Raw genomic sequence first — 22,778 nt, 5'->3', positions numbered from 1 at the left:
TGCTAAATCAGCAAGTCGTCAATGCGGTGCTAAATCAGCAAGTCGCCAATGCGGTGCTGAATCAGCAAGTCGTCAATGCGGTGCTAAATCAGTAAGTCGTCAATGCGGTGCTAAATCAGTAAGTCGTCAATGCGGTGAAATTCACCGCATTTTTCTTTCTTAAAAACGCCAATTACGCGTTTTTATCATCAATTAAAATACTTTCTAATGCGATTTCGATCATTTCATTGAAAGTCAATTGACGCTCTTCGGCACTGGTTTGTTCGTGCGTACGAATGTGATCCGAAACGGTGCAGATCGTTAATGCGCGTGCGCCAAATTCGGCTGCGACGCCGTAGATGCCCGCCGCTTCCATTTCCACGCCGAGGATGCCGTATTTTTCCATTACGTCGAACATTTCAACGTCCGGCGTGTAAAATAAATCGGCGGAAAATAAATTACCCACTTTGACCGGAATACCTTTTTGTTTAGCCGCTTCAACCGCCGCACTGGTCAAACCAAAATCGGCGATAGCGGCGAAGTCGTTATCCTTAAAACGAATGCGGTTCACTTTGGAGTCGGTACAAGCCCCTAAACCGATAATCACGTCGCGCACCTTGACGTCCATTTTCACGGCGCCACAAGAACCAACACGAATGAGTTTTTTCACACCATATTCGGTAATTAATTCTTTCGCGTAGATGGAGCAAGACGGAATGCCCATGCCATGTCCCATTACGGAAATTTTACGGCCTTTATAAGTGCCGGTAAAACCGAGCATATTGCGCACGTTGGTCACTTCTTTGACGTCTTGCAAAAATGTTTCGGCGATATATTTAGCGCGTAGCGGATCGCCCGGCATCAGCACCGCATCGGCAAATGCACCTTCGGGTGCGTTAATGTGTGGAGTCATGCTATTACCTCTTTTTTGACTAAATTAGAATAAAGGCACCAGGCATACCCGTGGTCGTGGTGCAAAAAACTTTCGGAAAATCGTCCGTACTTTATAGTGCCGCGCCGCTTAACCCAATAAAAAGACCTGCAATAGTAGCGTTCATTAAGTTAGCCAGCGTACCGGCAACGACTGCTCTCAAACCTAAGCGTGCGATGTCGCCACGACGATTCGGAGCAATTCCGCCCAAGCCGCCGATTAAAATAGCGATAGAGCTGAAATTAGCGAAACCACACAGGGCGAAAGTGATAATCGCTTTGGTTTTTTCGCTTAATACCACAGCCGTATCCGGTTGTAAGTATTTGGCAAATTCAAGATAGCCTACGAATTCATTCACTGCGAGTTTCATCCCGATCATTTCACCGGCAATACCGGATTCTTGCCAGGATACGCCGATTAAGTACGCAAGCGGTTTAAAGATCCAACCAAAGATGGATTGTAAGGTTAACTCGCCGTAACCAAACCAACCTCCGATACCGCCTAAAATGCCGTTAATCAACGCGATTAACGCCACGAATGCGATCAACATCGCACCGACGTTTAGAGCCAATTGCATACCCGCACTGGCGCCGCCTGCCATGGCTTCTAACAGGTTGGACGGTTTCTCGGCATCGGTGATTTCAGGTTGAATATCGTTAAATTTTTCGGTTTGCGGATAAAGAATTTTTGCAAACAACAAACCCGCCGGCGCCGCCATGAATGATGCGGCGATTAAGTAAGTCAGCGAAACGCCCATCCCCGCGTAGCCCGCCATTACAGAACCCGCGATGGATGCGGTGCCACCGGCCATGATGGCGAACAGTTCGGATTCGGTCATCCGGCTGATATAGGGTTTTACCACTAACGGCGCTTCGGTTTGCCCTACAAAAATGTTTGCCGCGGCAGACATAGATTCCGTTTTGGAAGTACCCAATACTTTTTGCAATGCGCCGCCGATGATTTTAATCACGACTTGCATAATGCCTAAGTAGTAAAGTACGGAAATCAATCCGGAGAAAAAGACAATGATTGGCAACACTTTCACGGCAAAAATAAAGCCGGTCGGTTTGCTTGGATCGGCTAAGCCGCCAAATACAAAGTTAATCCCTTCGTTACCGTAGGCAATCACATCAGCCACAGCATCGGCAGTCGCGCCTAAGGCGTTTTTACCTGCCGGTACATATAAAATAAGGGCCGCAAATCCGATTTGAATTGCAAGAGCCCCTATCACTGTTCGCCAGTTGATTGCGCGACGATTGTTAGAAAATAAAATTGCGATGGCGAGTAATACCACCATACCCAGAATGCCCATTAAAACATCCATACATACCTCGGCTCATTGAATTAAAAATGGCTTCATTCTACAGTTTTTTGCCAAACTATGTGAGCTTTTTTGGGAAAATAACGCCAATTTCGAATGAATTGGAATCGCTCAATATATGAACGCACACCGCATTTTTTCGTATGAACCAACTAGACGATTTTTTTACGTTGAAGAAAGGGCACAATTACCGCTAAGGCGAAAGGCGTTCTCGAATCCATTCGCTATTTTCTAAGCGATAACGAATGCGATCATGCAAACGGCTTGGACGACCTTGCCAAAACTCGACCGCATCGGGCACCACTAAATAGCCGCCCCAATGCGGTGGTCGTGGGACATTCAGAGGATGCTTGGCCGCCATTAATGCGGCTCTGGCGAGCAATGATTGATAACCGGAAATAACCGCACTTTGTTCGCTCGCCCAAGCGCCGATGCGACTGGAATACGGACGACTGGCAAAATATTCGTCCGATTGTGCGGCAGGAATTTTCACCGCTTTGCCTTCAATACGTACTTGACGTTCCAATTCGGGCCAAAAGAAAGTCAATGCAACGAACGGATTACATTCGATAGCGCGTCCTTTGCGACCGTGATAATTGGTAAAAAATACGAAACCTTGTTCGTTTACTTCTTTTAACAATACAATGCGGCCGCTTGGTCTGCCGTTTTCATCTACCGTTGCCACATTCACCGCAGTCGGTTCGTTTACTTGACCGGTTATCGCTTCATTCAGCCAAAGCTCAAATTGTTTAATTGGGTTCTCATGACAATCGTGCTGCGATAACACACGTTTACGGTATTCTTCGCGAATATTATGTAAATCCATCGGGTTTCCTTTATTGCTATAAGTTTACTCTTTTAACAAGCATTTCGCGTTTTACTAAAAAGGACAAAAACATCAATATATTATTTATTCGCCCCTTCCTGATGCAATCCGATCCCTTGATGGCGCTCTTGTAACTTAGCAATAATATCGCACCAACGTAGTTCTTGATTATGTAATAGCACGGTTAAGTGATAAACCAAATCCGCCGCTTCGGAAATGATTTCCGCTTTGTCACGGGTTACTGCGGCAATGGCCGTTTCCACGCCCTCTTCACCAACTTTTTGAGCGATTTTGTTGATGCCTTTAGCATGTAGAGTTGCTGTGTATGAGCTTGTAGGCGCAGCGTTTTTCTTCTCGGCAAGATGCTGCTCTAATTTAGCGAACCACGTCCAGTTTCCGACCGCTTCTCGCTCAAATCGATGGAAACAGCTTTTTTCCCCCGTATGGCACGTTGCTCCTATGGGATTCGCCAAAATCAATAAGGTGTCCTGATCGCAATCCAAGCTCATATCCACCACGTTTAAAAAATTGCCCGAGGTTTCCCCTTTCGTCCACAGACGGTTTTTCGTACGGGAAAAAAACGTCACTCTTTTCTCCGCTAAGGTTTTCTCCAACGCCTCCGGATTCATATACCCGAGCATCAGCACTTCGCACGTCGTCGCGTGTTGCACGATAACGGGGAGGAGGTTGTTGATTTTTTGCCAGTTGATGTTTTGTGTGTTTAGCATCGTTTTTCCTCAAAATTTAGTCTAAAAAGGTTACAAAGAAATTACGATAGCCTCAAAATTCCTCATAATGCTTAATCGTATTTTCTGCTGTCATATCGTGATCGTAATTTGTCGTTGTCGCACCTTAAATGAACTCACAAAATAGCACCGCATTGAATCGCCCTCCAATGCGGTGCTATTTTATGACTCCGATTCATACTTCATTCAGATGGCTTTATATATTTGCTACATGATACTGAAAAATACTTTCAAAAACGACCGCACTTTTCGCGTTAGCACCGCACTTCCACGCCTTCCTGCGCCAAATAATCTTTCAGTTCACCGATATTAATAATCTGCTTATGGAACACGCTTGCGGCTAGCGCGCCATCCACGTTAGCGTCAATAAAAGCATCTCGGAAATGCACCATTTCGCCCGCGCCACCGGAAGCGATGAGCGGAACGTGGCAAGCTTGGCGCACCAGTTTCAGTTGCGCTAAATCATAGCCGTTGCGTACGCCGTCTTGGTTCATCATATTTAATACAATTTCGCCGGCGCCGCGTTGTTGCACTTCGGCTACCCAATCTAACAACTGCCAGTTGGTTTGACGGGTGCGTTTTTCATCGCCGGTGTATTGGTTCACCCAATATTTGCCTGTTTCCTGCTCGAACCAACTGTCGATACCCACCACAATGGCCTGCACGCCAAAACGTTCCGCCAGACGGGAAATCAAATCCGGGTTGGCAAGAGCGGGAGAATTAATGGAAATTTTATCCGCGCCGAAAGCAAAAATCTGTTCCGCATCCGCGATGGTTTTAATGCCACCTGCTACGCAGAACGGAATGTCGATGACTTGCGCTACGCGTTCTACCCAGCTTTTATCCACGGTGCGACCGTCAGAAGAGGCGGTAATGTCATAGAACACGAGCTCGTCAGCGCCTTCTTGCGCATAACGTTGCGCCAGCGGCACGATGTCGCCGATGATTTCATGATTACGAAACTGTACGCCTTTCACCACCTGTCCGTCGCGCACGTCCAAACAAGGAATTATCCGTTTTGCCAACATTCAATTGCCTCCGCTACATTAAATTTGCCTTCCAACAAAGCACGCCCCACAATTACGCCCGCCACGCCTGTGCCTTTGAGAGCCTCGATATCCGCCAATGAACCGATGCCGCCGGAAGACTGAAACTGCACATCCGGAAACTTGGCGCACACTTCACGATAAAGTTGCACGTTGGAACCCGCCAGCGTGCCGTCGCGGGAAATGTCAGTGCAAAGCACATGTTGCAAGCCAAAAGTGCGGTAGTTTTCCACGACGTTTTCTAGGGTCAGCGCACTGCTTTCCTGCCAACCTTTAATCGCTACCAGTTTCTGCCCGTTTTCAATGCGCACGTCTAGCGCCAACACGAATTTCTCCGCGCCATATTTAGTAAACCAACCTTGCACCATATCCGGTTGTGTCACTGCCGTAGAACCAATCACCACGCGGTTCGCGCCCACCGCAAGCAAATCGGCAACATCTTGTTCGGTACGAACGCCACCGCCCACCTGAATGTTGCTTTGCGTGGCGGAGATAATCTTGCCGATAAGTGCGGTTTGTCTTTTCGTTGGCTCTTTGGCACCGGTTAAATCCACCAAATGCAACTGCTGCGCACCTTGTTGTATATAGCTTGCGAACTGCTCAATAGGATTGTCGCTGTAAGTGGTTTGCTGCGCATAATCGCCCTGATGCAGGCGGACAACGTGCCCGTCGATAAGATCGAGGGCGGGGATGATTTGTGATGTTTGCATAGGTTTTCCTGTGTAATGTAATCAGTTCCCCTCTTTAGCAAAGAGGGGTTAGGGGAGATTTGGCAGAAGTCATTTTCAACCTTGTGAGAGATTAGACATCGTAATCAAATCTCCCCCTGCCCCTCTTTTCTAAAGAGGGGGGATCGTGCGTTATTTTAGAACTGTAGTCTATTTCACCTTCTCCACAAAATTTCTCAATAACAACGCGCCGTTTTTACCTGAGCGTTCCGGATGAAACTGCACGCCGTAGAAATTTTTATTGGCGATAGAGGCGGAAAAATCTACGCCGTAATGGCTTGTCGCAAGCGTGTTTTGATTGGGTTGCACGGCGTAGCTGTGCACAAAATAAAAATGACTGTCCTGTTTAATGCCGGTAAACAGCGGATGGTCTGGCATGTAATGCACTTTGTTCCAGCCCATGTGTGGCAACGGCAAGCCGCTGTCAGGGATGAGATCCGTCTGACCGTTCATTAAACCGAGCGTTGCCACATTGCCTTCGGTGGAAAATTCAGTCATCAGCTGCATACCCAAGCAAATACCGAGCATCGGTTGGGTGGCACTGCGAATGCAATCAATCAGGTTACGTTCTGCCAAATTCCGCATCGCCGCCATTGCCGTGCCCACACCGGGCAGCAGCAATTTATCGGCAGATTGAATTTTGCGAATATCTCGCGTAATTTCGGTACGATAACCTAAGCGGTCAAAAGCAAATTTGACGGAGGAGAGATTAGCGCAGCCGGTGTCGATAATAGTGATATTTTGCATAATTTCCTTTTTATAAAATTAATTCTTGTTGTAACTTGCAATTTTTTTATTTGCTCATATTTACATACTTAAGTATATAACTTTTGTTATATATGATACATATGGTCAATTTTTACTAACATTTAGAGGACATAGATTATGAAATATTATCCCGGGAAATCAGTGCCTCAATCGGGTATCTACGGACAATACTCCGAAAGTGGTACAAAAGTAAATGAAGTAACCTGTGTAAAAGGCGAACCATTTCCACCTACCCCACACCCTAATATGTATTACCAATTAGTGAGAGCAACTCGTTAATTGACATAAAATAAAAAAACCGAATCTCAAATGAGATCCGGTTTTTAATCATACAAATCCTAAATAAATAACGCTAAATCACTTTCCTGATTACGCAAAATATTTTTCTAAATCGTCGCTACCACCAATGTATTCGCCGCCAATGAAAACTTGTGGCACACTGGTTTTTCCGGTAATCGCACGCACGGAAATGGTGCTTGCATCACGACCTAACACGATTTCTTCAAAAGTAAATCCTTTTGCTTTTAACAATGCCTTTGCTTTTGCACAGAACGGACAACCCGGTTTTGTGAACACGGAAACGGACGGTTTGGCTGTCCAACCCGGTTTTAAATATTTCATCATCGTATCCGCATCGGAAACTTTAAACGGATCACCAGGCTCTTCCGGTTCAATGAACATTTTTTCAACTACGCCGTTTTTCACCAGCATAGAATAACGCCATGAACGTTTGCCAAACCCTAAATCTTCTTTACCAACAAGCATACCCATACCTTCGGTAAATTCGCCGTTACCATCCGGGATAACCGTGATATTTTCAGATTCTTGATCAGCTTTCCAAGCGTTCATCACAAAAGTATCGTTTACTGAAACGCAGATAATGTCATCCACGCCAGCCGCTTTAAACTCGCAAGCCAATTCGTTATAACGCGGTAAATGCGTGGATGAACAAGTCGGCGTAAACGCACCCGGCAATGAGAACACAACAACGGTTTTGTTATCGAACAATTCGCTTGTCGTCACATCGACCCAAGCATCGCCTTGACGCGTGTGGAATGTAACGTTCGGTACTTTTTTACCGGTCATATCGGTTAAAGCCATATTTTTCTCCTTAATTTGAGGTGAAGTTTTACTTGCGGGCTGGATTATAATGAAACTTATGATATAGTTACAATCAATTAATTCTATACTATTGATTGAATTTTTCTATAAGGAAACACCATGAACATTCGCGATTTAGAATACTTAGTAGCGCTATCAGAACATAAGCATTTCCGCCGCGCGGCGGACTCTTGTAATGTCAGCCAACCGACTTTGAGCGGCCAAATCCGCAAATTAGAAGATGAACTCGGCATTATTTTATTAGAACGCACCAGCCGCAAAGTATTATTTACTCAATCCGGTATGTTACTTGTGGAACAGGCCCGTACCGTATTGCGCGAAGTGAAATTATTAAAAGAAATGGCGAGCAATCAAGGCAAAGAAATGACCGGCCCGTTACATATCGGTCTAATCCCGACACTGGGGCCTTATTTACTGCCTTACATCGTACCGACTTTAAAAGAATCTTTCCCGGATTTGGAAATTTTTCTTTACGAAGCGCAAACCAGCCAACTGCTAGAACAACTTGAAACCGGCCGATTGGATTGTGCGATTTTAGCCCGCGTTCAAGAAACCGAACCTTTTATCGAAGTACCGATTTTCAACGAAAAAATGCTGCTGGCCGTTTCGGAAGCCCACCCTTGGTCAAAAGAAGAAAAAATTTCGATGAATCAACTTAAAGGACAAGAAATGCTCATGTTGGACGATGGCCATTGTTTGCGTAATCAAACCATGGATTACTGTTTCGCCGCCGGTGCAAAAGAAAATTCGCATTATCAGGCAACCAGCTTAGAAACCTTACGTAATATGGTAGCCGCCAATGCAGGAATGACGTTTATGCCCGAGCTTGCAGTATTAAATGAAGGCTCACGTAAGGGAGTAAAATATATTCCTTGCTACTCCCCGGAACCTACTCGTTCTATCGCTCTCGTGTACCGACCCGGTTCACCATTACGGAACCGCTATGAACGCGTCGCCAATGCGGTCGGATCTGCGGTGAAGTCTATTCTTGCGGGAGAAAAATAATGGCCGGTGTTCGTGCAATCCAAAAAGAAAAAACCCGCCGTGCCCTTGTAGATGCGGCGTTCAATCAACTTAGCGCGGAAAAAAGTTTTTCTAATTTAAGTTTACGTGAAGTGGCGCGTGAAGCCGGTATTGCGCCAACTTCTTTTTATCGTCATTTCGGTGATATGGACGAGCTCGGTTTGGAAATGGTGGACGAAGCCGGTTTGATGTTGCGCCAACTCATGCGCCAAGCGCGCAAACGTATTGATGCAGGCGGCAGTGTAATTGCCGTTTCGGTGGGCACCTTTTTTGAATTTATCACCAATAGTCCTAATATCTTTCGCTTATTACTGCGTGAAAGCTCCGGCACCTCCCAAGCGTTTCGCACCGCCGCCGCACGAGAAATCAAACATTTTGTGGACGAACTGGCGGAATATATCGCCCAGAAAAACGGTTACTCTCAATATATTTCTTACGTACAAGCAGAAGGCATCGTCACCATTGTTTTTACTGCCGGCGCCAATGCGTTGGATATGAATAAATCGGAACGGGATCAACTTAAACAACGCGTCATTCTACAGTTACGGATGATCGCAAAAGGCGCTGACTTCGCCGCCCATAAAGAAAAACATACGCAACATAAGTAACCCATTGCCACTCCGATTTGCTCCCGTACCGGCTTAACCTAAACCTTATGCGCCAAACGATACGCCACTAAGTCTTCAATGGTCAGCACCGAATAACCTGACTTTCGGGCGAATGCCACGATTTCAGGCGCACGCGCCATCGTGCCGTCGTCGTTAGTGATTTCACAAATTACACCGGCTGGCTTAAAACCGGCAAGGCGGGCCAGATCAACGGAAGCTTCGGTGTGACCGCGACGCGTTAATACGCCGTCATTAGCGGCGCGAAGCGGGAAAACATGTCCCGGACGATGTAAATCCGCCGGCACCGCATTGTCGGCGATTGCGGTTTGAATCGTCGTCACGCGATCCGCCGCGGATACACCGGTAGAAACCCCCTTTGCCGCCTCGATCGTCACTGTGAATGCGGTTCTGTTTACGCTGTTGTTATGTTCCACCATCGGCGGTAAATCAAGTTGTCGGCAACGTTCGTCGGTAATGCACAAACATACAATACCGCTGCCGTAACGAATAAGTTGCGCCATTTGTTCCTTCGTAATGGTTTCGGCCGGGAAGATTAAATCACCTTCGTTTTCGCGATCTTCATCATCTAATACAAGCACGCCGTTGCCGCTTTTGAAGGCATTGATTGCGTTAAGCACGCGTTCTTCGGCATTATTGCCGAACGGGGATAAAATTGACTGATTCATCGTAATTTCCTTTTGTCGCTTTAAAATTAACCAGAATCAGGGCTGAGAAATGCAAATAAAAAGAACGGGTTGGCAAGCCAATCCGCTTTATTCTCTTTCATCCAGACTTTACTGTCGGCCTTGGAATTTCACCAAATCTGCTGTCTTTGGAAAACGTGTCGCTTTTTGCCGCTGTACGCAGTGGTAGGCATTTCAATGCGGTGCTATTTCGCACTTCCATTTTATTCCTTTCGTCACTGAATAAGCTTTTTTCTTCAAACGAAGAAGGTGAAGGCAATAAGCCAAAATACCCATTATTTTCCAAACGCTCGTGGGCTGTCACCACCGGTAGGGAATTTCACCCTGCCCTGAGAATGCGCGCTCAGTATAGCGTAAAATCTCCCTTCAGAAAAATCAGAACGTGAAAAATCCGCCTATTTCGCCTACAATAGTCGGCATTCATTCTTATGTGACAAAAGGTCAGCCATGTCAGCAACGAAAGAAAAAAAAATCGGCGTAATTTTTGGCAAATTTTATCCCGTGCATACCGGCCATATTAATATGATTTATGAGGCATTCAGTAAAGTGGATGAACTGCATGTGATTGTCTGCAGCGATACCGAGCGCGATTTAAAATTGTTTTACGATAGCAAAATGAAACGTATGCCGACGGTGCAAGATCGCTTGCGTTGGATGCAGCAGATTTTTAAATATCAGAAAAATCAAATTTTCATTCACCATTTAATTGAAGACGGCATTCCGAGCTATCCGAACGGCTGGCAATCTTGGAGTGAGGCGGTAAAAACGTTGTTCTACGAAAAAGGTGTTCAGCCATCTGTCGTATTCAGTAGCGAACCGCAAGACAAGGCGCCTTACGAGCAATATTTAGGTTTGGAAGTTTCGTTAGTGGATCCGGATCGTACATTCTTTAACGTATCTGCCACAAAAATTCGCACTACACCGTTTCAATATTGGAAATTTATCCCGAAAGAAGTGCGTCCGTTTTTTGCAAAAACCGTGGCGATTTTAGGCGGCGAAAGCAGCGGTAAAAGCGTCTTAGTGAATAAACTGGCAGCGGTTTTTAATACCACTTCCGCTTGGGAATATGGACGCGAGTTTGTATTTGAAAAGCTCGGCGGCGATGAGCAGGCAATGCAATATTCCGATTATCCGCAAATGGCGCTAGGGCATCAGCGTTACATTGATTACGCAGTACGCCATGCGCATAAAATTGCCTTTATCGACACGGATTTCATCACTACTCAAGCGTTTTGTATTCAGTACGAGGGCAAAGCTCATCCGTTTTTGGATTCAATGATCAAAGAATATCCATTTGATGTGACCATTTTGCTAAAAAACAACACGAAATGGGTGGATGACGGTTTACGCAGTTTAGGTTCGCAAAAACAACGCCAACAATTCCAACAATTATTAAAAAAATTATTGGATAAATACAAAGTGCCTTATATTGAAATTGAGTCGCCAAGTTATTTGGATCGTTATAACCAAGTGAAATCGGTGATCGAAAAAGTGTTAAACGAAGAAGAATTGGACGGTTTACGAAACGGTCCAAGCATTTTGAAAAGCAAATAAGATGATTTTATATGCAGGCGATCCGCACGGAAATTACGACCACCTCTATCCTTTCGTGCAGCAAAATGAGAAGGTTGCCTTGATTATTCTGGGCGACTTGCAACTTTCTTCGCCGGACGCATTGGATAAACTAGCACAATATTGCGATATTTGGTTCATTCACGGCAATCATGACAGCAAAACCGTTGCCGCCTTTGAAGCGATTTGGGGAACGCAATGGAAAACCCGTAATTTGCATAATCGTATTGAAAATATTCAGGGCACCCGCATTGCGGGCTTGGGCGGCGTGTTTCGAGGACAAATCTGGATGCCGCCGAATCGTCCGATGTTTTTCGATCCGATTCATTACTGTCAATACAGTCCACAAGAAAAAATCTGGCACGGTGGCGTACCGTTGCGCCACCGCACATCAATTTTTCCTTCCGATATTGAAGTTCTTGAAAATAAACAAGCGGATGTGTTGATCTGTCACGAAGCGCCGAAACCGCATCCAATGGGCTTCCAAGTCATTAATGATCTCGCCCGGAAAATGGGCGTAAAACATATTTTCCACGGGCATCACCACGACAATTATATTTATCGCACACAATATCCTTACAAAATTACAAATGTCGGGTTTCGCAGTCTAACAGACGCGGAAGGTAATTATCTATTGAAAAACATTGATGATCGGGAAGAACACTGGAGTTAAACCGATGCTTTTAAAACTAATGAATTAGGAAGTAGATAAAGGAGAGAAGTTGGCGCACCCGAAAGGATTCGAACCTTTGACCGCTCGGTTCGTAGCCGAGTACTCTATCCAGCTGAGCTACGGGTGCGTAGTTGGTATTTTAGTTATCCGTGACCATTTAGGAAGATAGAGCCGTTCTAAAATGGCGCACCCGAGAGGATTCGAACCTCTGACCGCTCGGTTCGTAGCCGAGTACTCTATCCAGCTGAGCTACGGGTGCAGTATAAATAAAATTACAAATGGCGGTGAGAGAGGGATTCGAACCCTCGATGGAGTTTTTGACCCCATACTCCCTTAGCAGGGGAGCGCCTTCAGCCTACTCGGCCATCTCACCACAACCAGTTTGTGAGGCGGTATGATACGTTTTTTTAGCAATATGTCAAACTCTTTTTTGAAAAAGGAAGCTTGTTTGAATATTTTCTCTGCAGATCGTGCAAATAAAATACGGCTATTTTAAACGCTATTTTTTGCCATTAAAGAACCGACGATGCCAATCTTCGCATTCTACAATTATTAGTAGTAACTATAAGACGCCCTTTGAACTCGGCAACTCCTCCCCCTCAATCCGAATCGCCTGTCTTAACGTTCTCCCAAATACCTTAAACAAACTCTCAATTTTGTGGTGGTCGTTGTCACCGGTCGCTTTTAAATGCAATGTCGCAAGCAGTGAAAAGGCGAGAGATTGGAAAAAGTGTTCGGTAAGTTCGGTGCTAAAATCACCCACCTTATCCCGTTTGAATTTGGCACTGAATTTGATCCACGGGCGACCGGATAAATCCAAAGCGCATTCTGCTTTGCATTCGTCCATTGGCAACACGAATCCAAAGCGGGCGATGCCGCGTTTGTCACCGATAGCTTGTTTCAATGCGGTGCCGATCGCGAGGGCTGAGTCTTCCACGGTGTGGTGTTCGTCAATGTGTAAGTCGCCTTTACAAGTGACATTCATACGAAAACCACCGTGGGTAGCGATTTGATCCAGCATGTGGTCAAAAAAGCCCACGCCCGTGCTGATTTGGTTCATGCCCGTTTCGTCTAGCCATACTTGAACTTTGATGTCCGTTTCTTTGGTTTTACGGACGACTTCTGCGTAACGCGGCGGGCGGTTGCCGATGTTGCTAACGGGCTCACAGAGCAATTTTTCTGCAATCAGATCCCAGTTTAATTTTTCAGGGTGATATTGCAGCGCGCGAATGCCAAGGTTTTCCGCCAATTGCACGTCGGTGGCGCGATCGCCAATGACAAAAGAACGGTCAGGATCGAACAATTTTTTGTCGATATATTTTTTCAAAAGTTTGGTTTTGGGTTTGCGACAAGCGCAGTTATCTTCCGGTTTGTGCGGGCAAATCAGCACCTCGTCAAATTCAATGCCTTGCGATTTAAACAGCGCCATCATGGCATCGTGCGGTTTGTCGAAATCTTCTTGCGGGAAAGAATCCGTGCCTAGCCCGTCTTGATTGGACACCATTACAAAACGGTATTTGCCTTTGAGCTTGAGCAGCGCGGGAATCACGTTCGGCTCAAATTTCAGTTTTTCCAGACTATCGATCTGAAAATCGGTTTTCGGTTCGTCAATCAGAGTGCCGTCGCGGTCGATGAAAAGGGTGGGTTGCATGGTTTTTTCCTCTATCAATGTATATAAACTCGTGATCCGATCCCCCTCTTTAGAAAAGAGGGGTAGGGGAGATTTGATTGCGATGTTTAAATTTTCGTATGAGCTAATTTTCACTTCTGCCACAAACGCTTGCGTTTGAACGTTGCTTTAGCAACAGCACGGAGTGTGAGCGAAGCGAACAAATCTCCCCCTGCCCCTCTTTGCTAAAGAGGGGAGTTTTTTTAGCATTATTTTAGTATGGCAATCGCCTCCACCACTCTCTCATTCTCCTCCTTCGTCCCCACCGTAATCCGAATGCAATTTTGCAAATTTAACGCCTTGTTTTGATCGCGTAGGATAATGCCTTGTTCCCACAATGCCTTGAAAACGCGCTCACCATCTTGGCATTTTATAAGCAAATAATTGGCTGCGCTGTCGTAGACTTTTTCCACTTGAGGTAAGGTGGAAAGCGCTTTAGCAAACCACTGCCGATTGGTTAAGATCTCCTGTGCGCGGGCTTGTACAAGGGCGATATTCTGTGCCTGCAAGGCTTGTTCCGCAATGTCGGCGCTTGGTACCGGGATGGGATAAGGGGCAATCACTTTGCTGAGAATTTGAATTAGCACCGCATTGGCTAACACAAAACCGCAACGCAATCCTGCCAAGGCAAAGGCTTTGGAAAGGGTACGAATAATGGCTAAGTGGGGGTAATTTTGCAGCTCTTTTGCGAGTGTCGCTTCAGGACAAAATTCGATGTAGGCTTCATCCACCACCACAATGGCTTTGCCGGCAGTAAATTGTAAAAGCTCAAGCAAATCCGACCGTTTAAGTAAATTGCCTGTCGGGTTGTTCGGGCTACACACAAAGACGACTTTCACGCCTTCTAGCTGCTGTTTAATTTCGGCAAGATTTAGTTGAAAATCTGCCGTTAATGGTACGGTTTTGCACGCTACACCTGCCGTTTCTGCACTCACGGCGTACATGCCATACGTAGGCGGGCAGAACAAAATGGCGTCTTGGTTTGGCTCGCAAAACGCTCGAATAATCAACTCAATGCCTTCATCGCCACCACGAGTCACCAACACATTTTCAGGCTGTACGCCGGCGTAATTGGCATACCCTTGCACCACCGCTTGCGGTTGCGGTTCTGGATAGCGGTTTAAATCTTTGCCCGAAAGTTGAAACGTTGGCGAAGTGGGATATTCGTTTGCATTCAGCCAAATCGTGCCGTTGCCACCCAGTTTGCGGGCGGATTGATAGGGCGTAAGCACTTGTACGTTTTGTCGGGATAATGTTGTGATTGTCATGTCGTTTTCCTCTTATTGCAACTTCGCTAATCTCAAACTCACTGCCATTTTGTGCGCATCCAGCTGTTCCGCCTGCGCCATCAATTCCACAGTTTCGGCCAATTCTTTGAAGCCTTGCGGGGTGAGTTCCTGCACGGTCATGCGTTTGCTGAAATCCGCCAAGCCAAGGCTGGAATAGGTGCGCGTGTAGCCGTAGGTTGGCAGAACGTGATTGGTGCCGCTGGCGTAATCGCCCATGCTTTCCGGCGAATAAGCGCCGAGGAAAATAGAACCGGCATTATCCAGTTGAGGCAGTAATTCACGGGCGTTTTGCGTTTGTACGATTAAATGTTCCGGCGCGTATTCATTGCTGATGGCAACACATTGCGCCAAATCTTCAGCGATCAGAATACGACTGTGGGACAACGCTTTGCGGGCGATGTCTGCACGAGGCAGTTGGGCAAGCTGTTGTTCCACACAAAGTGCGGTCTGTTTTGCCAGCGTTTCGCTCGGCGTGACCAAAATCACTTGCGAATCTGCACCGTGTTCCGCTTGGGAAAGCAAATCGGAGGCAACGAATTCAGGATCCGCCTGTTCATCCGCAATCACCAACACTTCCGATGGCCCTGCCGGCATATCGATGTTGGCACCGTTAATCATTTGGCTGACTTGGCGTTTGGCTTCTGTCACAAAGGCATTACCCGGCCCGAAAATTTTATCCACCTTCGCCACGCTTTGCGTACCTAACGCCATCGCCACCACCGCTTGCGCACCGCCCACCGCATAAATGGTTTGCACGCCACACAGATTGGCAGCGTAAAGAATTTCATCCGCAATTGGTGGCGGTGAACACAGCACGATTTTCTTACAACCTGCGATTTTCGCCGGAATGGCAAGCATCAGCACCGTAGAAAATAACGGCGCGGAACCACCCGGAATGTATAAACCGACACGATTAATCGGGCGCGTCACCACCTGACAACGGACACCAGGCTGGGTTTCGATATCCACCGCCTGTGGTTTCTGTGCTTCGTGAAAGGCCGTGATATTGCGCTTGGCATTCTGAATTGCCTGTTTTAACGGCTCAGGAATACGCGCCGTCGCCTCCGCAATTTGTTGTGGAGTCACGATCAAGCTATCGAGTTTGATTTTGTCGAATTTCTCCGTGAGTTCAAACAACGCCTTATCGCCATCCTGTTTCACAAATTTAACGATATTTTCCACCGCACTTTTAATCTCATTTGAAGCAGAAATCGCAGGGCGGGTAAGAGCTTGTTGTTGCTCTGTTGCAGAAAGATTATTCCAATTTAGTGTTTCCATAATACAAAACCTTCCTTTTATTTAACGCTGTTTTTATTTGGTTGCTTTCTTTGGCAACACAAAGAAAATAACAAATCACTCCAACATTTTTTCAATCGGTAACACCAAAATTGAACTGGCTCCGACTTCTTTCAATTGTTCCATGGTTTCCCAGAACAGATTTTCTTGGCTGACCACGTGCATGGCTACTTTGGAATTATCATGCGCCAGCAGCAGAATCGTTGGATTTTCCACACCGGGTAAAAGTGCAGTAATTTCTTCGAGTTTATTTTTCGGCGCGTGTAGCATAATGTATTTGGATTCGGCGGCTTGTTGCACGCCTTGAATGCGGGTGAGCAGTCTATCTACCAAGACTTGTTTATCGCTGCTTAAAGGTTCTGCACGTTGAATTAAACAGGCTTTGGAGCGGTAAATCACTTCCACTTCTTTCAAGCCATTGGCTTCCAAGGTGGCGCCGGAAGACACCAAATCACAAATGGCATCGGCCAGTCCGGCACTCGGAGCAACTTCCACCGAGCCGTTCAGTAACGTGCTTTTAAACGGCACACCTTGTTCTTTCATATAACGTTTGAGTAAATTCGGGTAGGAGGTGGCAATGCGGGCATTGGCGAAATCCTGCACGTTGTTGTATTGCTGATCGCGATCGACAGCTAAAGATAAACGACAACCGCCAAAATCCAACTGACGCAGTTTTTTATAAGCGACTGTTTCTCCGGCAGCCAAGCGTCCTAATTCTTCTTCCTCAAGCACGTTTTCACCGATAATGCCGAGATCTGCCACACCGTCAAAAATCAAGCCGGGAATATCGTCATCACGCACTCGCAGGATTTCAATAAGCATATTTTCCGCATATGCGATGAGGCGTTGCTCATTCCAGTTAATTTTAACACCGCATTGACTCAGCAATTCCGCGCAGTCTTTGCTTAAACGACCTTTCTTTTGCATGGCAATGCGTAAACGTTGTTTGTCAGTCATGTTGTTACCCTCATTCTGTGAAAATCTAAAAAAGCAAAACCCCTCGAAAGTTGCCTTCCGAGGGGTTGTATCATTATGACGTCGTATTACTCGGAAGATGTACAATATCTTCCAGCCATACACACACGCCTGAAAGATAATCAGGTGCGGTGGTGATGGCGGTTAGTACGAATTAAGTTCATCATATTGTTCCTTAAAAATAGAATGACCCGACTATAATCAAATCGCTTCCTCATTGCAAATACTTTTTGTTAAATGTGAGGAAGTAAATCGGTATAAAAAAATGCGGTGAATTTCACCGCATTTTTTATAATTTTATTCCGTTGCGTTTTTAAAAGACACTTCCGGATCAGGTTCATGCGTAATACGATTGCGCAAGTCACGACGGATAACCTCAATGGGTTTCAATGCGGTGCTGATTTCACTATCTGACTGTAGGTAATTCATTCGAAACTGCATAAATTATCGGCAATCCAAAGCGAAATAGGACACAGATTCTTTAACAATTGAGCGATCCAGTCAAGATTAAATGCAGATTTCTACTAAAAAAGAGTGATTTCTCTAACTTAGAGATATAAAAAACGGTCGTTATTTCATCAAATAACGACCGTCTTCATTGCAGGTTTGACCAAAATTATAATTTTGCCGCAAGCATTACTTCTAATTTTTCTTGGTCAATGGCGAATTTACGAATACCTTCGGCCAGTTTTTCAACAGCCATCGGATCGCTGTTGTGCTGCCAATAAAACTCTGCTTCGCTCAATGGTTGTGGCTTGGCTTTCAGCTCGCCTTGATAGTCAAGTTTACGTACCAATGCGGTCGAGTTTTCTTGTAACGCTTTTAACAAAGTCGGCGCAATGGTTAAGCGGTCACAACCGGCAAGCTCGACGATTTCACCAACATTGCGGAAACTTGCCCCCATCACGACGGTATTATAGCCGTGTGCCTTGTAGTAATTATAAATTTTAGTCACCGAAATTACGCCCGGATCTTCTGACGGCGCATACTCTTTTTTGTCGGAATTGGCTTTGTACCAGTCCAAAATACGCCCTACGAACGGCGAAATTAAGTACACGCCCGCTTCCGCGCACGCACGTGCTTGAGCTTCGGAGAATAATAAAGTCAAGTTACAATTAATGCCTTCTTTTTCCAGAATTTCCGCCGCACGGATACCTTGCCAAGTGGACGCAATTTTAATCAAAATACGCTCGTTTGAAATGCCCGCTGCATTGTAAAGCGCGATAAGTTTACGCGCTTTCTCTACCGTCGCTTGAGTGTCGTAAGAAAGGCGCGCGTCTACTTCAGTGGAAATACGTCCCGGCACAATTTTTAAAATTTCCAAGCCGATATTTACCGCCAATTTATCTTCCGCATCAACCAGTTGTTGCGCTTTATCCGCGCTTTGCGCTTTCGCGTAAGCGATCGCTTCGTCAATCAACGGAGCATATTGCGGCAGTGCGGACGCGCTTAAAATTAATGAAGGATTGGTCGTCGCATCTTGCGGTTGGTATTTTTTGATCGCTTCGATATCGCCGGTATCGGCCACTACCACGGTCATGCTGCGAAGTGAATCTAATTGAGTTGTCATTGTGTGCTCCTTGTCTCGATTGATGGGCGCTACGATATCATAATTCAGATTTGAAGTGATAGTGAGAAACGCGAATATTACCGATAGTTTTTAACGACGCATTAACTTTTTATTTTCCAATCACTATGGTCGACGGCAACCGGTTTGGCAAATAAAGTGACAATCAAAAACAGCACCGCATTGGAAAGTTTTGCCGCACCCAAAAACAATCTATGCTATGCTACGCGGCAATTTTCGAGCGCAATGGCACTATCAATAAGTAATAAGGAATTTTTATGCCTGTCAAATTGAATTACCACAAAACGCATTTTCTAACCAGTTCACCGAATATCCACGCGATTCCCAGTGATACGGGCATTGAAATCGCCTTTGCCGGTCGTTCCAATGCGGGAAAGTCCACCGCATTGAACGCGCTGACCAACCAAAAAAGCCTTGCCCGTACTTCCAAAACGCCGGGGCGCACGCAGTTAATCAATTTGTTTGAAGTGGAGCCGAACTGTAAATTGGTGGATTTGCCGGGTTATGGCTATGCCGCCGTGCCGGAACAAATGAAGCGCCAATGGCAAAAATCTCTCGGTGAATATTTGCAAAAACGCGAATGTTTGGCAGGGCTCGTGGTGTTGATGGATATTCGTCATCCGTTAAAAGATCTCGACCAACAACTGATTGAATGGGCGGTTTCCGCCGATTTGCCGGTGTTGTTATTACTGACCAAAGCGGACAAGTTGAGCCAAAGTGCAAGAGCCAAGCAAGTTAAAATGGTGCGTGAAGCCATTTTGCCGTTCCAAGGTGATATTCAAACAGAAGCCTTTTCAGCGCAAAATAAAATCGGCATCGACAAACTCGCGGCCAAATTAGACGAATGGTTTTCGCCGGTTTTTGTCGAGTAAAATCTGTACTTTGCGAGCCGGATCGCAAAAAAAGCGTCTGATGAATGATTTCGTCAGACGCTTTTTTTATCGTGCGAAAACTTTTTTAAGTTTAATGTATGTTAAGGATATTATGTCCCTCGCTATTGTTTACAGCCGCGCCTCCATGGGCGTACAAGCACCGCTCGTCACCATAGAAGTTCACTTGAGTAACGGCAAACCGGGTTTTACGCTTGTCGGATTGCCGGAAAAAACGGTAAAAGAAGCGCAAGATCGGGTACGCAGCGCGTTAATGAACGCACAATTCAAATATCCGGCCAAACGCATTACCGTTAATCTGGCACCGGCGGATTTGCCAAAAGAAGGCGGACGATTCGATTTGCCCATTGCACTAGGCATTCTTGCTGCCTCGGAACAGCTTGATATAAGCCGTTTGAAGCAATTTGAATTTGTCGGCGAACTGGCATTGACGGGCCATTTACGCGGCGTGCATGGTGTCATTCCGGCCATTCTGGCGGCACAAAAATCAAAACGCGAACTGATCATCGCCAAGCAGAACGCGAATGAGGCTTCGTTAGTCTCCGAACAAAATACTTATTTTGCACAAACCTTGTTAGATGTGGTGCAGTTTCTCAATAATCAGATGAGATTGCCTCTCGCCTCCGATTTAACGCAAGAAGATGTGATTGATTTTCCCGGCAAGAATCCGCTTGATTTAACCGATATTATCGGGCAGCAACACGCTAAACGGGCGCTAACCATTGCCGCCGCAGGACAGCATAATCTGTTATTTCTAGGCCCACCAGGTACCGGCAAAACCATGTTGGCAAGCCGATTGACCGGGCTTTTACCGGAAATGAGCGATCAAGAAGCGATAGAAACCGCCTCCGTCACCAGCTTGGTGCAAAACGAATTGAATTTTCAGAACTGGAAACAACGTCCCTTTAGAGCACCGCATCACAGTGCCTCTATGCCGGCGCTAGTGGGCGGCGGAACCATTCCGAAACCCGGCGAAATTTCTCTCGCCACCAACGGCGTACTTTTTCTTGATGAATTGCCGGAATTTGAACGCAAAGTCTTGGATGCGCTGCGCCAACCGTTAGAAAGCGGTGAAATCATCATTTCACGTGCCAATGCGAAAATTCAATTTCCTGCGCGTTTTCAATTAGTCGCGGCAATGAATCCGAGTCCGACCGGACATTACACCGGCACGCACAACCGCACTTCGCCACAACAAGTCATGCGTTATTTGAATCGTTTATCGGGGCCGTTTTTAGATCGCTTCGATCTCTCCATCGAAGTGCCGTTATTGCCGCAAGGCAGTTTACAAAATTCCGGTGATCGCGGCGAAACCAGCGAGCAAGTGCGAGAAAAAGTATTAAAAGTACGCGAAATTCAACTGGCAAGGGCGGGAAAAATCAATGCTTATTTAACCGGCAAAGAAATTGATCGTGATTGTAAATTAAATGAAAAAGATGCGTTATTTTTGGAAAAGGCACTCAACAAGCTTGGCCTTTCCGTGCGCGCTTATCATCGTATTTTGAAAGTTTCGCGCACAATTGCCGATCTCAACGGCGAAACCCAAATCGGCCAACCGCACTTGGCGGAGGCGCTGGGATATCGCGCAATGGATCGATTACTACAGAAGCTGGCGAATATGTGAGCAGTACGGATAAGCGTTATGGTGTCAAAATAGCACCGCATTGAAAGCAATTCCAATGCGGTGCTATTTTGCGTGTTGGTTGCAAAGAATTTTTAACGAAATCGATCTAAAAATTTGTAATATTGCACGCCGATTTTAGTCGCTAAATTCTTCACGATTTTCCCACCATACACCGACGGAACTTTCAGTCCTTCAAAAATTCGCAAGCGTTGATCATCACCCAAAATCGCTTCCGCCACGATACGACCGGCCAGCCCGGTGAGCGCCACGCCATGTCCGGAATAACCTTGTGTGAAATAAATGTGTGGAGAAATACGACCGAAATGCGGAGTGGAATTCATCGTCATATCAATCGGTCCCGCCCAACCGTAATCAATTTTCACGTCTTCCAGTTGTGGGAAAACATGCAGCATATTTCGCCGCATAACGGCGATCATGTCTTTTTCCGAACTGGAATCACTGCCAAAAAGCAGGCGATTATCCGCGCTTAAACGATAATAATCGAGCAATAAATTGTTGTCGCACACCGACATGCCGTTGTTAATCAGCGAATCCGCCAGCGTTTGGCTCAAAGGTTCGGTCGCGATAATAAAACTTTCTACCGGCAGAATTTTACGATTAATGCCATGATGAATGGAGTTCGGCAAAACATCGATATAGGCGTTGACCGCCAAAATGACGTCTTGCGCGATAACCGCACTGCGGTCGGTTTTCACTTCCAGCGCGCCGTTTTTCTCAATTAAATCCACCACCGGCGATTGTTCGAAAATCTGCACACCCAGATTAAGGCAGGCTTTCGCCAAACCAAGGCAATAATTGAGCGGATGCAAATGGCCCGAATTACTGTCGTACAAGCCACCCACATAAATATCGCTGCCAAGATGTCGTTTTAATTGCGCTTTATCCCAAAGCTGCATATTTTGATAGCCAAAATTTTCGTGGCTGGCTTTTTCCATTTCAATCAAATCATCCATGCGACGATCGTTTAACGCCAAGGTGGCATAGCCTTTTTTCCAATCACATTGAATGCCGTATTTGGCAATGCGTTCGTCGATGATGTCAATGGCTTCCAAAGACATTTCCCACAGCTTGCGCGCTTTGTCGAAGCCCACTTGTTTAATGTATTCGTCAATACCTTCTTCAAAGCCGTTAATCGCTTGCCCGCCGCTTCGTCCGGAGGCGCCGAAACCTACGCGTGCGCCCTCCAATACAATCACTTTTTTACCTTTTTCAGCCAGTTCTAAGGCGGCGGATAGCCCAAAAAAGCCGGCGCCAATTACGCATACGTCAGCTTGTTCAATTTGGCTTAAAGCAGGCAATTGGAAGTCTTGATTGCGAGAATCAAAATAATAGGAAGGAATATGTTCTTGATGGGCGAAAGTCAGCATAAAAAAGTCCGT

The 22,778-nt window shown here is 46.0% G+C and carries 22 protein-coding genes, 3 tRNA genes, 1 riboswitch and 1 other annotated feature; of the genes, 6 read left to right on the top strand and 19 right to left on the bottom strand.

Going from position 1 to position 22,778, the window contains the following annotated elements:
- Positions 1 to 172: 172 nt before the first annotated feature.
- The 8 genes from deoD to AB3F25_RS00395 all read right to left on the bottom strand — a co-directional run bounded on the left by deoD (position 173) and on the right by AB3F25_RS00395 (position 7,446).
- A complete protein-coding gene (gene deoD, locus AB3F25_RS00430) occupies positions 173 to 892 on the bottom strand; it encodes a purine-nucleoside phosphorylase (RefSeq protein ID WP_373603576.1) in 720 nt (239 codons plus the stop codon).
- A 91-nt stretch (positions 893 to 983) separates the two neighbouring features.
- A complete protein-coding gene (locus AB3F25_RS00425) occupies positions 984 to 2,234 on the bottom strand; it encodes a NupC/NupG family nucleoside CNT transporter (RefSeq protein ID WP_373603575.1) in 1,251 nt (416 codons plus the stop codon).
- 190 nt (positions 2,235 to 2,424) lie between these two features.
- The gene (gene pdxH / locus AB3F25_RS00420; RefSeq protein ID WP_373603574.1) at positions 2,425 to 3,057 is read right to left on the bottom strand and encodes a pyridoxamine 5'-phosphate oxidase; all 633 of its coding nucleotides are present in this window, start codon (positions 3,055 to 3,057) and stop codon (positions 2,425 to 2,427) included.
- Between the two features lie 80 nt (positions 3,058 to 3,137).
- On the bottom strand, positions 3,138 to 3,785 hold the full coding sequence (gene hisIE / locus AB3F25_RS00415; protein ID WP_373603573.1) for a bifunctional phosphoribosyl-AMP cyclohydrolase/phosphoribosyl-ATP diphosphatase HisIE: 648 nt from the start codon (positions 3,783 to 3,785) through the stop codon (positions 3,138 to 3,140).
- A 272-nt stretch (positions 3,786 to 4,057) separates the two neighbouring features.
- On the bottom strand, positions 4,058 to 4,831 hold the full coding sequence (gene hisF, locus AB3F25_RS00410) for an imidazole glycerol phosphate synthase subunit HisF (RefSeq protein ID WP_373603572.1): 774 nt from the start codon (positions 4,829 to 4,831) through the stop codon (positions 4,058 to 4,060).
- The gene (hisA, locus tag AB3F25_RS00405) at positions 4,813 to 5,559 is read right to left on the bottom strand and encodes a 1-(5-phosphoribosyl)-5-[(5-phosphoribosylamino)methylideneamino]imidazole-4-carboxamide isomerase (protein ID WP_373603571.1); all 747 of its coding nucleotides are present in this window, start codon (positions 5,557 to 5,559) and stop codon (positions 4,813 to 4,815) included. Before hisA ends, hisF begins: the two co-directional genes overlap by 19 nt.
- 168 nt (positions 5,560 to 5,727) lie before the next feature.
- Entirely contained in the window at positions 5,728 to 6,324 is a 597-nt protein-coding gene (hisH, locus tag AB3F25_RS00400; RefSeq protein ID WP_373603570.1) for an imidazole glycerol phosphate synthase subunit HisH, read from the bottom strand.
- Positions 6,325 to 6,714: 390 nt separating this feature from the next.
- Positions 6,715 to 7,446, bottom strand: a complete 732-nt coding sequence (locus tag AB3F25_RS00395; RefSeq protein WP_373603569.1) for a glutathione peroxidase — start codon at positions 7,444 to 7,446, stop codon at positions 6,715 to 6,717.
- 120 nt (positions 7,447 to 7,566) lie between these two features.
- Here AB3F25_RS00395 and oxyR point away from each other — a divergent pair, with 120 nt between their 5' ends.
- Together oxyR and fabR are read left to right on the top strand one after the other, a co-directional pair.
- A complete protein-coding gene (gene oxyR, locus AB3F25_RS00390; RefSeq protein WP_373603568.1) occupies positions 7,567 to 8,472 on the top strand; it encodes a DNA-binding transcriptional regulator OxyR in 906 nt (301 codons plus the stop codon).
- Complete coding sequence (fabR, locus tag AB3F25_RS00385; RefSeq protein WP_373603567.1) at positions 8,472 to 9,098, top strand: HTH-type transcriptional repressor FabR; 627 nt, start codon at positions 8,472 to 8,474, stop codon at positions 9,096 to 9,098. Before oxyR ends, fabR begins: the two co-directional genes overlap by 1 nt.
- Positions 9,099 to 9,136: 38 nt before the next feature.
- Here fabR and ribB read toward each other — a convergent pair whose 3' ends face one another.
- Positions 9,137 to 9,784 (bottom strand): 3,4-dihydroxy-2-butanone-4-phosphate synthase, encoded by a 648-nt coding sequence (ribB, locus tag AB3F25_RS00380; protein WP_373603566.1) that lies wholly within the window; start codon positions 9,782 to 9,784, stop codon positions 9,137 to 9,139.
- Between the two features lie 85 nt (positions 9,785 to 9,869).
- A riboswitch (FMN riboswitch) is annotated at positions 9,870 to 10,143 on the bottom strand.
- Between the two features lie 106 nt (positions 10,144 to 10,249).
- On the opposite strand from ribB, the gene nadR reads away from it, so the two are divergent.
- Both nadR and AB3F25_RS00370 read left to right on the top strand, forming a co-directional pair.
- Complete coding sequence (gene nadR, locus AB3F25_RS00375; protein ID WP_373603565.1) at positions 10,250 to 11,356, top strand: multifunctional transcriptional regulator/nicotinamide-nucleotide adenylyltransferase/ribosylnicotinamide kinase NadR; 1,107 nt, start codon at positions 10,250 to 10,252, stop codon at positions 11,354 to 11,356.
- A gap of 1 nt (position 11,357) precedes the next feature.
- The gene (locus AB3F25_RS00370) at positions 11,358 to 12,047 is read left to right on the top strand and encodes a metallophosphoesterase (protein WP_373603564.1); all 690 of its coding nucleotides are present in this window, start codon (positions 11,358 to 11,360) and stop codon (positions 12,045 to 12,047) included.
- A 50-nt stretch (positions 12,048 to 12,097) separates the two neighbouring features.
- Here the strand turns inward: AB3F25_RS00370 and AB3F25_RS00365 are convergent.
- The 9 genes from AB3F25_RS00365 to tal form a co-directional block, all read right to left on the bottom strand.
- A tRNA-Arg gene (locus AB3F25_RS00365) sits at positions 12,098 to 12,174 on the bottom strand.
- A 55-nt stretch (positions 12,175 to 12,229) separates the two neighbouring features.
- Positions 12,230 to 12,306 (bottom strand) — tRNA-Arg (locus AB3F25_RS00360).
- 20 nt (positions 12,307 to 12,326) lie between these two features.
- Positions 12,327 to 12,420: transfer RNA gene (locus tag AB3F25_RS00355), tRNA-Ser, on the bottom strand.
- A 189-nt stretch (positions 12,421 to 12,609) separates the two neighbouring features.
- Positions 12,610 to 13,698 (bottom strand): bifunctional histidinol-phosphatase/imidazoleglycerol-phosphate dehydratase HisB, encoded by a 1,089-nt coding sequence (gene hisB, locus AB3F25_RS00350; RefSeq protein WP_373603563.1) that lies wholly within the window; start codon positions 13,696 to 13,698, stop codon positions 12,610 to 12,612.
- A gap of 227 nt (positions 13,699 to 13,925) precedes the next feature.
- A complete protein-coding gene (gene hisC, locus AB3F25_RS00345) occupies positions 13,926 to 14,984 on the bottom strand; it encodes a histidinol-phosphate transaminase (RefSeq protein ID WP_373603562.1) in 1,059 nt (352 codons plus the stop codon).
- A 12-nt stretch (positions 14,985 to 14,996) separates the two neighbouring features.
- A complete protein-coding gene (gene hisD, locus AB3F25_RS00340) occupies positions 14,997 to 16,283 on the bottom strand; it encodes a histidinol dehydrogenase (protein ID WP_373603561.1) in 1,287 nt (428 codons plus the stop codon).
- A 75-nt stretch (positions 16,284 to 16,358) separates the two neighbouring features.
- Positions 16,359 to 17,258, bottom strand: coding sequence for an ATP phosphoribosyltransferase (hisG, locus tag AB3F25_RS00335; RefSeq protein ID WP_373603560.1), 900 nt, complete (start codon positions 17,256 to 17,258; stop codon positions 16,359 to 16,361).
- Between the two features lie 31 nt (positions 17,259 to 17,289).
- Positions 17,290 to 17,417: a sequence feature (His leader region), on the bottom strand.
- A gap of 156 nt (positions 17,418 to 17,573) precedes the next feature.
- Positions 17,574 to 17,705: a hypothetical protein gene (locus AB3F25_RS00330; RefSeq protein WP_373603559.1), complete on the bottom strand. Its 132-nt coding sequence runs from the start codon at positions 17,703 to 17,705 to the stop codon at positions 17,574 to 17,576.
- A 187-nt stretch (positions 17,706 to 17,892) separates the two neighbouring features.
- Entirely contained in the window at positions 17,893 to 18,846 is a 954-nt protein-coding gene (gene tal, locus AB3F25_RS00325) for a transaldolase (protein WP_373603558.1), read from the bottom strand.
- 275 nt (positions 18,847 to 19,121) lie between these two features.
- Between tal and yihA the strand changes: the two genes are divergently transcribed.
- Both yihA and AB3F25_RS00315 read left to right on the top strand, forming a co-directional pair.
- Entirely contained in the window at positions 19,122 to 19,736 is a 615-nt protein-coding gene (gene yihA / locus AB3F25_RS00320; RefSeq protein ID WP_373603557.1) for a ribosome biogenesis GTP-binding protein YihA/YsxC, read from the top strand.
- A 112-nt stretch (positions 19,737 to 19,848) separates the two neighbouring features.
- Complete coding sequence (locus tag AB3F25_RS00315) at positions 19,849 to 21,378, top strand: YifB family Mg chelatase-like AAA ATPase (RefSeq protein ID WP_373603556.1); 1,530 nt, start codon at positions 19,849 to 19,851, stop codon at positions 21,376 to 21,378.
- Between the two features lie 92 nt (positions 21,379 to 21,470).
- Here the strand turns inward: AB3F25_RS00315 and AB3F25_RS00310 are convergent, their stop codons facing one another.
- A complete protein-coding gene (locus AB3F25_RS00310; protein ID WP_373603555.1) occupies positions 21,471 to 22,766 on the bottom strand; it encodes an NAD(P)/FAD-dependent oxidoreductase in 1,296 nt (431 codons plus the stop codon).
- Positions 22,767 to 22,778 lie beyond the last annotated feature (12 nt).

This window comes from Aggregatibacter sp. HMT-949 (assembly GCF_041734645.1).
Lineage (GTDB): Bacteria > Pseudomonadota > Gammaproteobacteria > Enterobacterales > Pasteurellaceae > Rodentibacter.
Note: the sequence above shows the minus strand (reverse complement) of the source record. Positions and strands in the feature narration are given on the sequence as shown.

Excerpts from the sequence above, each read along its gene's own strand:
- hisH (WP_373603570.1), bottom strand. The coding sequence starts at position 6,324 with ATGCAAAATATCACTATTATCGACACCGGCTGCGCTAATCTCTCCTCC.
- hisD (WP_373603561.1), bottom strand. The coding sequence starts at position 16,283 with ATGGAAACACTAAATTGGAATAATCTTTCTGCAACAGAGCAACAACAA.
- hisF (WP_373603572.1), bottom strand. The coding sequence starts at position 4,831 with ATGTTGGCAAAACGGATAATTCCTTGTTTGGACGTGCGCGACGGACAG.
- AB3F25_RS00370 (WP_373603564.1), top strand. The coding sequence starts at position 11,358 with ATGATTTTATATGCAGGCGATCCGCACGGAAATTACGACCACCTCTAT.
- hisB (WP_373603563.1), bottom strand. The coding sequence starts at position 13,698 with ATGCAACCCACCCTTTTCATCGACCGCGACGGCACTCTGATTGACGAA.
- deoD (WP_373603576.1), bottom strand. The coding sequence starts at position 892 with ATGACTCCACACATTAACGCACCCGAAGGTGCATTTGCCGATGCGGTG.
- yihA (WP_373603557.1), top strand. The coding sequence starts at position 19,122 with ATGCCTGTCAAATTGAATTACCACAAAACGCATTTTCTAACCAGTTCA.
- hisG (WP_373603560.1), bottom strand. The coding sequence starts at position 17,258 with ATGACTGACAAACAACGTTTACGCATTGCCATGCAAAAGAAAGGTCGT.
- fabR (WP_373603567.1), top strand. The coding sequence starts at position 8,472 with ATGGCCGGTGTTCGTGCAATCCAAAAAGAAAAAACCCGCCGTGCCCTT.
- hisA (WP_373603571.1), bottom strand. The coding sequence starts at position 5,559 with ATGCAAACATCACAAATCATCCCCGCCCTCGATCTTATCGACGGGCAC.
- AB3F25_RS00395 (WP_373603569.1), bottom strand. The coding sequence starts at position 7,446 with ATGGCTTTAACCGATATGACCGGTAAAAAAGTACCGAACGTTACATTC.
- tal (WP_373603558.1), bottom strand. The coding sequence starts at position 18,846 with ATGACAACTCAATTAGATTCACTTCGCAGCATGACCGTGGTAGTGGCC.
- AB3F25_RS00330 (WP_373603559.1), bottom strand. The coding sequence starts at position 17,705 with ATGAATTACCTACAGTCAGATAGTGAAATCAGCACCGCATTGAAACCC.
- AB3F25_RS00315 (WP_373603556.1), top strand. The coding sequence starts at position 19,849 with ATGTCCCTCGCTATTGTTTACAGCCGCGCCTCCATGGGCGTACAAGCA.
- nadR (WP_373603565.1), top strand. The coding sequence starts at position 10,250 with ATGTCAGCAACGAAAGAAAAAAAAATCGGCGTAATTTTTGGCAAATTT.
- hisIE (WP_373603573.1), bottom strand. The coding sequence starts at position 3,785 with ATGCTAAACACACAAAACATCAACTGGCAAAAAATCAACAACCTCCTC.
- AB3F25_RS00310 (WP_373603555.1), bottom strand. The coding sequence starts at position 22,766 with ATGCTGACTTTCGCCCATCAAGAACATATTCCTTCCTATTATTTTGAT.
- oxyR (WP_373603568.1), top strand. The coding sequence starts at position 7,567 with ATGAACATTCGCGATTTAGAATACTTAGTAGCGCTATCAGAACATAAG.
- AB3F25_RS00425 (WP_373603575.1), bottom strand. The coding sequence starts at position 2,234 with ATGGATGTTTTAATGGGCATTCTGGGTATGGTGGTATTACTCGCCATC.
- pdxH (WP_373603574.1), bottom strand. The coding sequence starts at position 3,057 with ATGGATTTACATAATATTCGCGAAGAATACCGTAAACGTGTGTTATCG.
- hisC (WP_373603562.1), bottom strand. The coding sequence starts at position 14,984 with ATGACAATCACAACATTATCCCGACAAAACGTACAAGTGCTTACGCCC.
- ribB (WP_373603566.1), bottom strand. The coding sequence starts at position 9,784 with ATGAATCAGTCAATTTTATCCCCGTTCGGCAATAATGCCGAAGAACGC.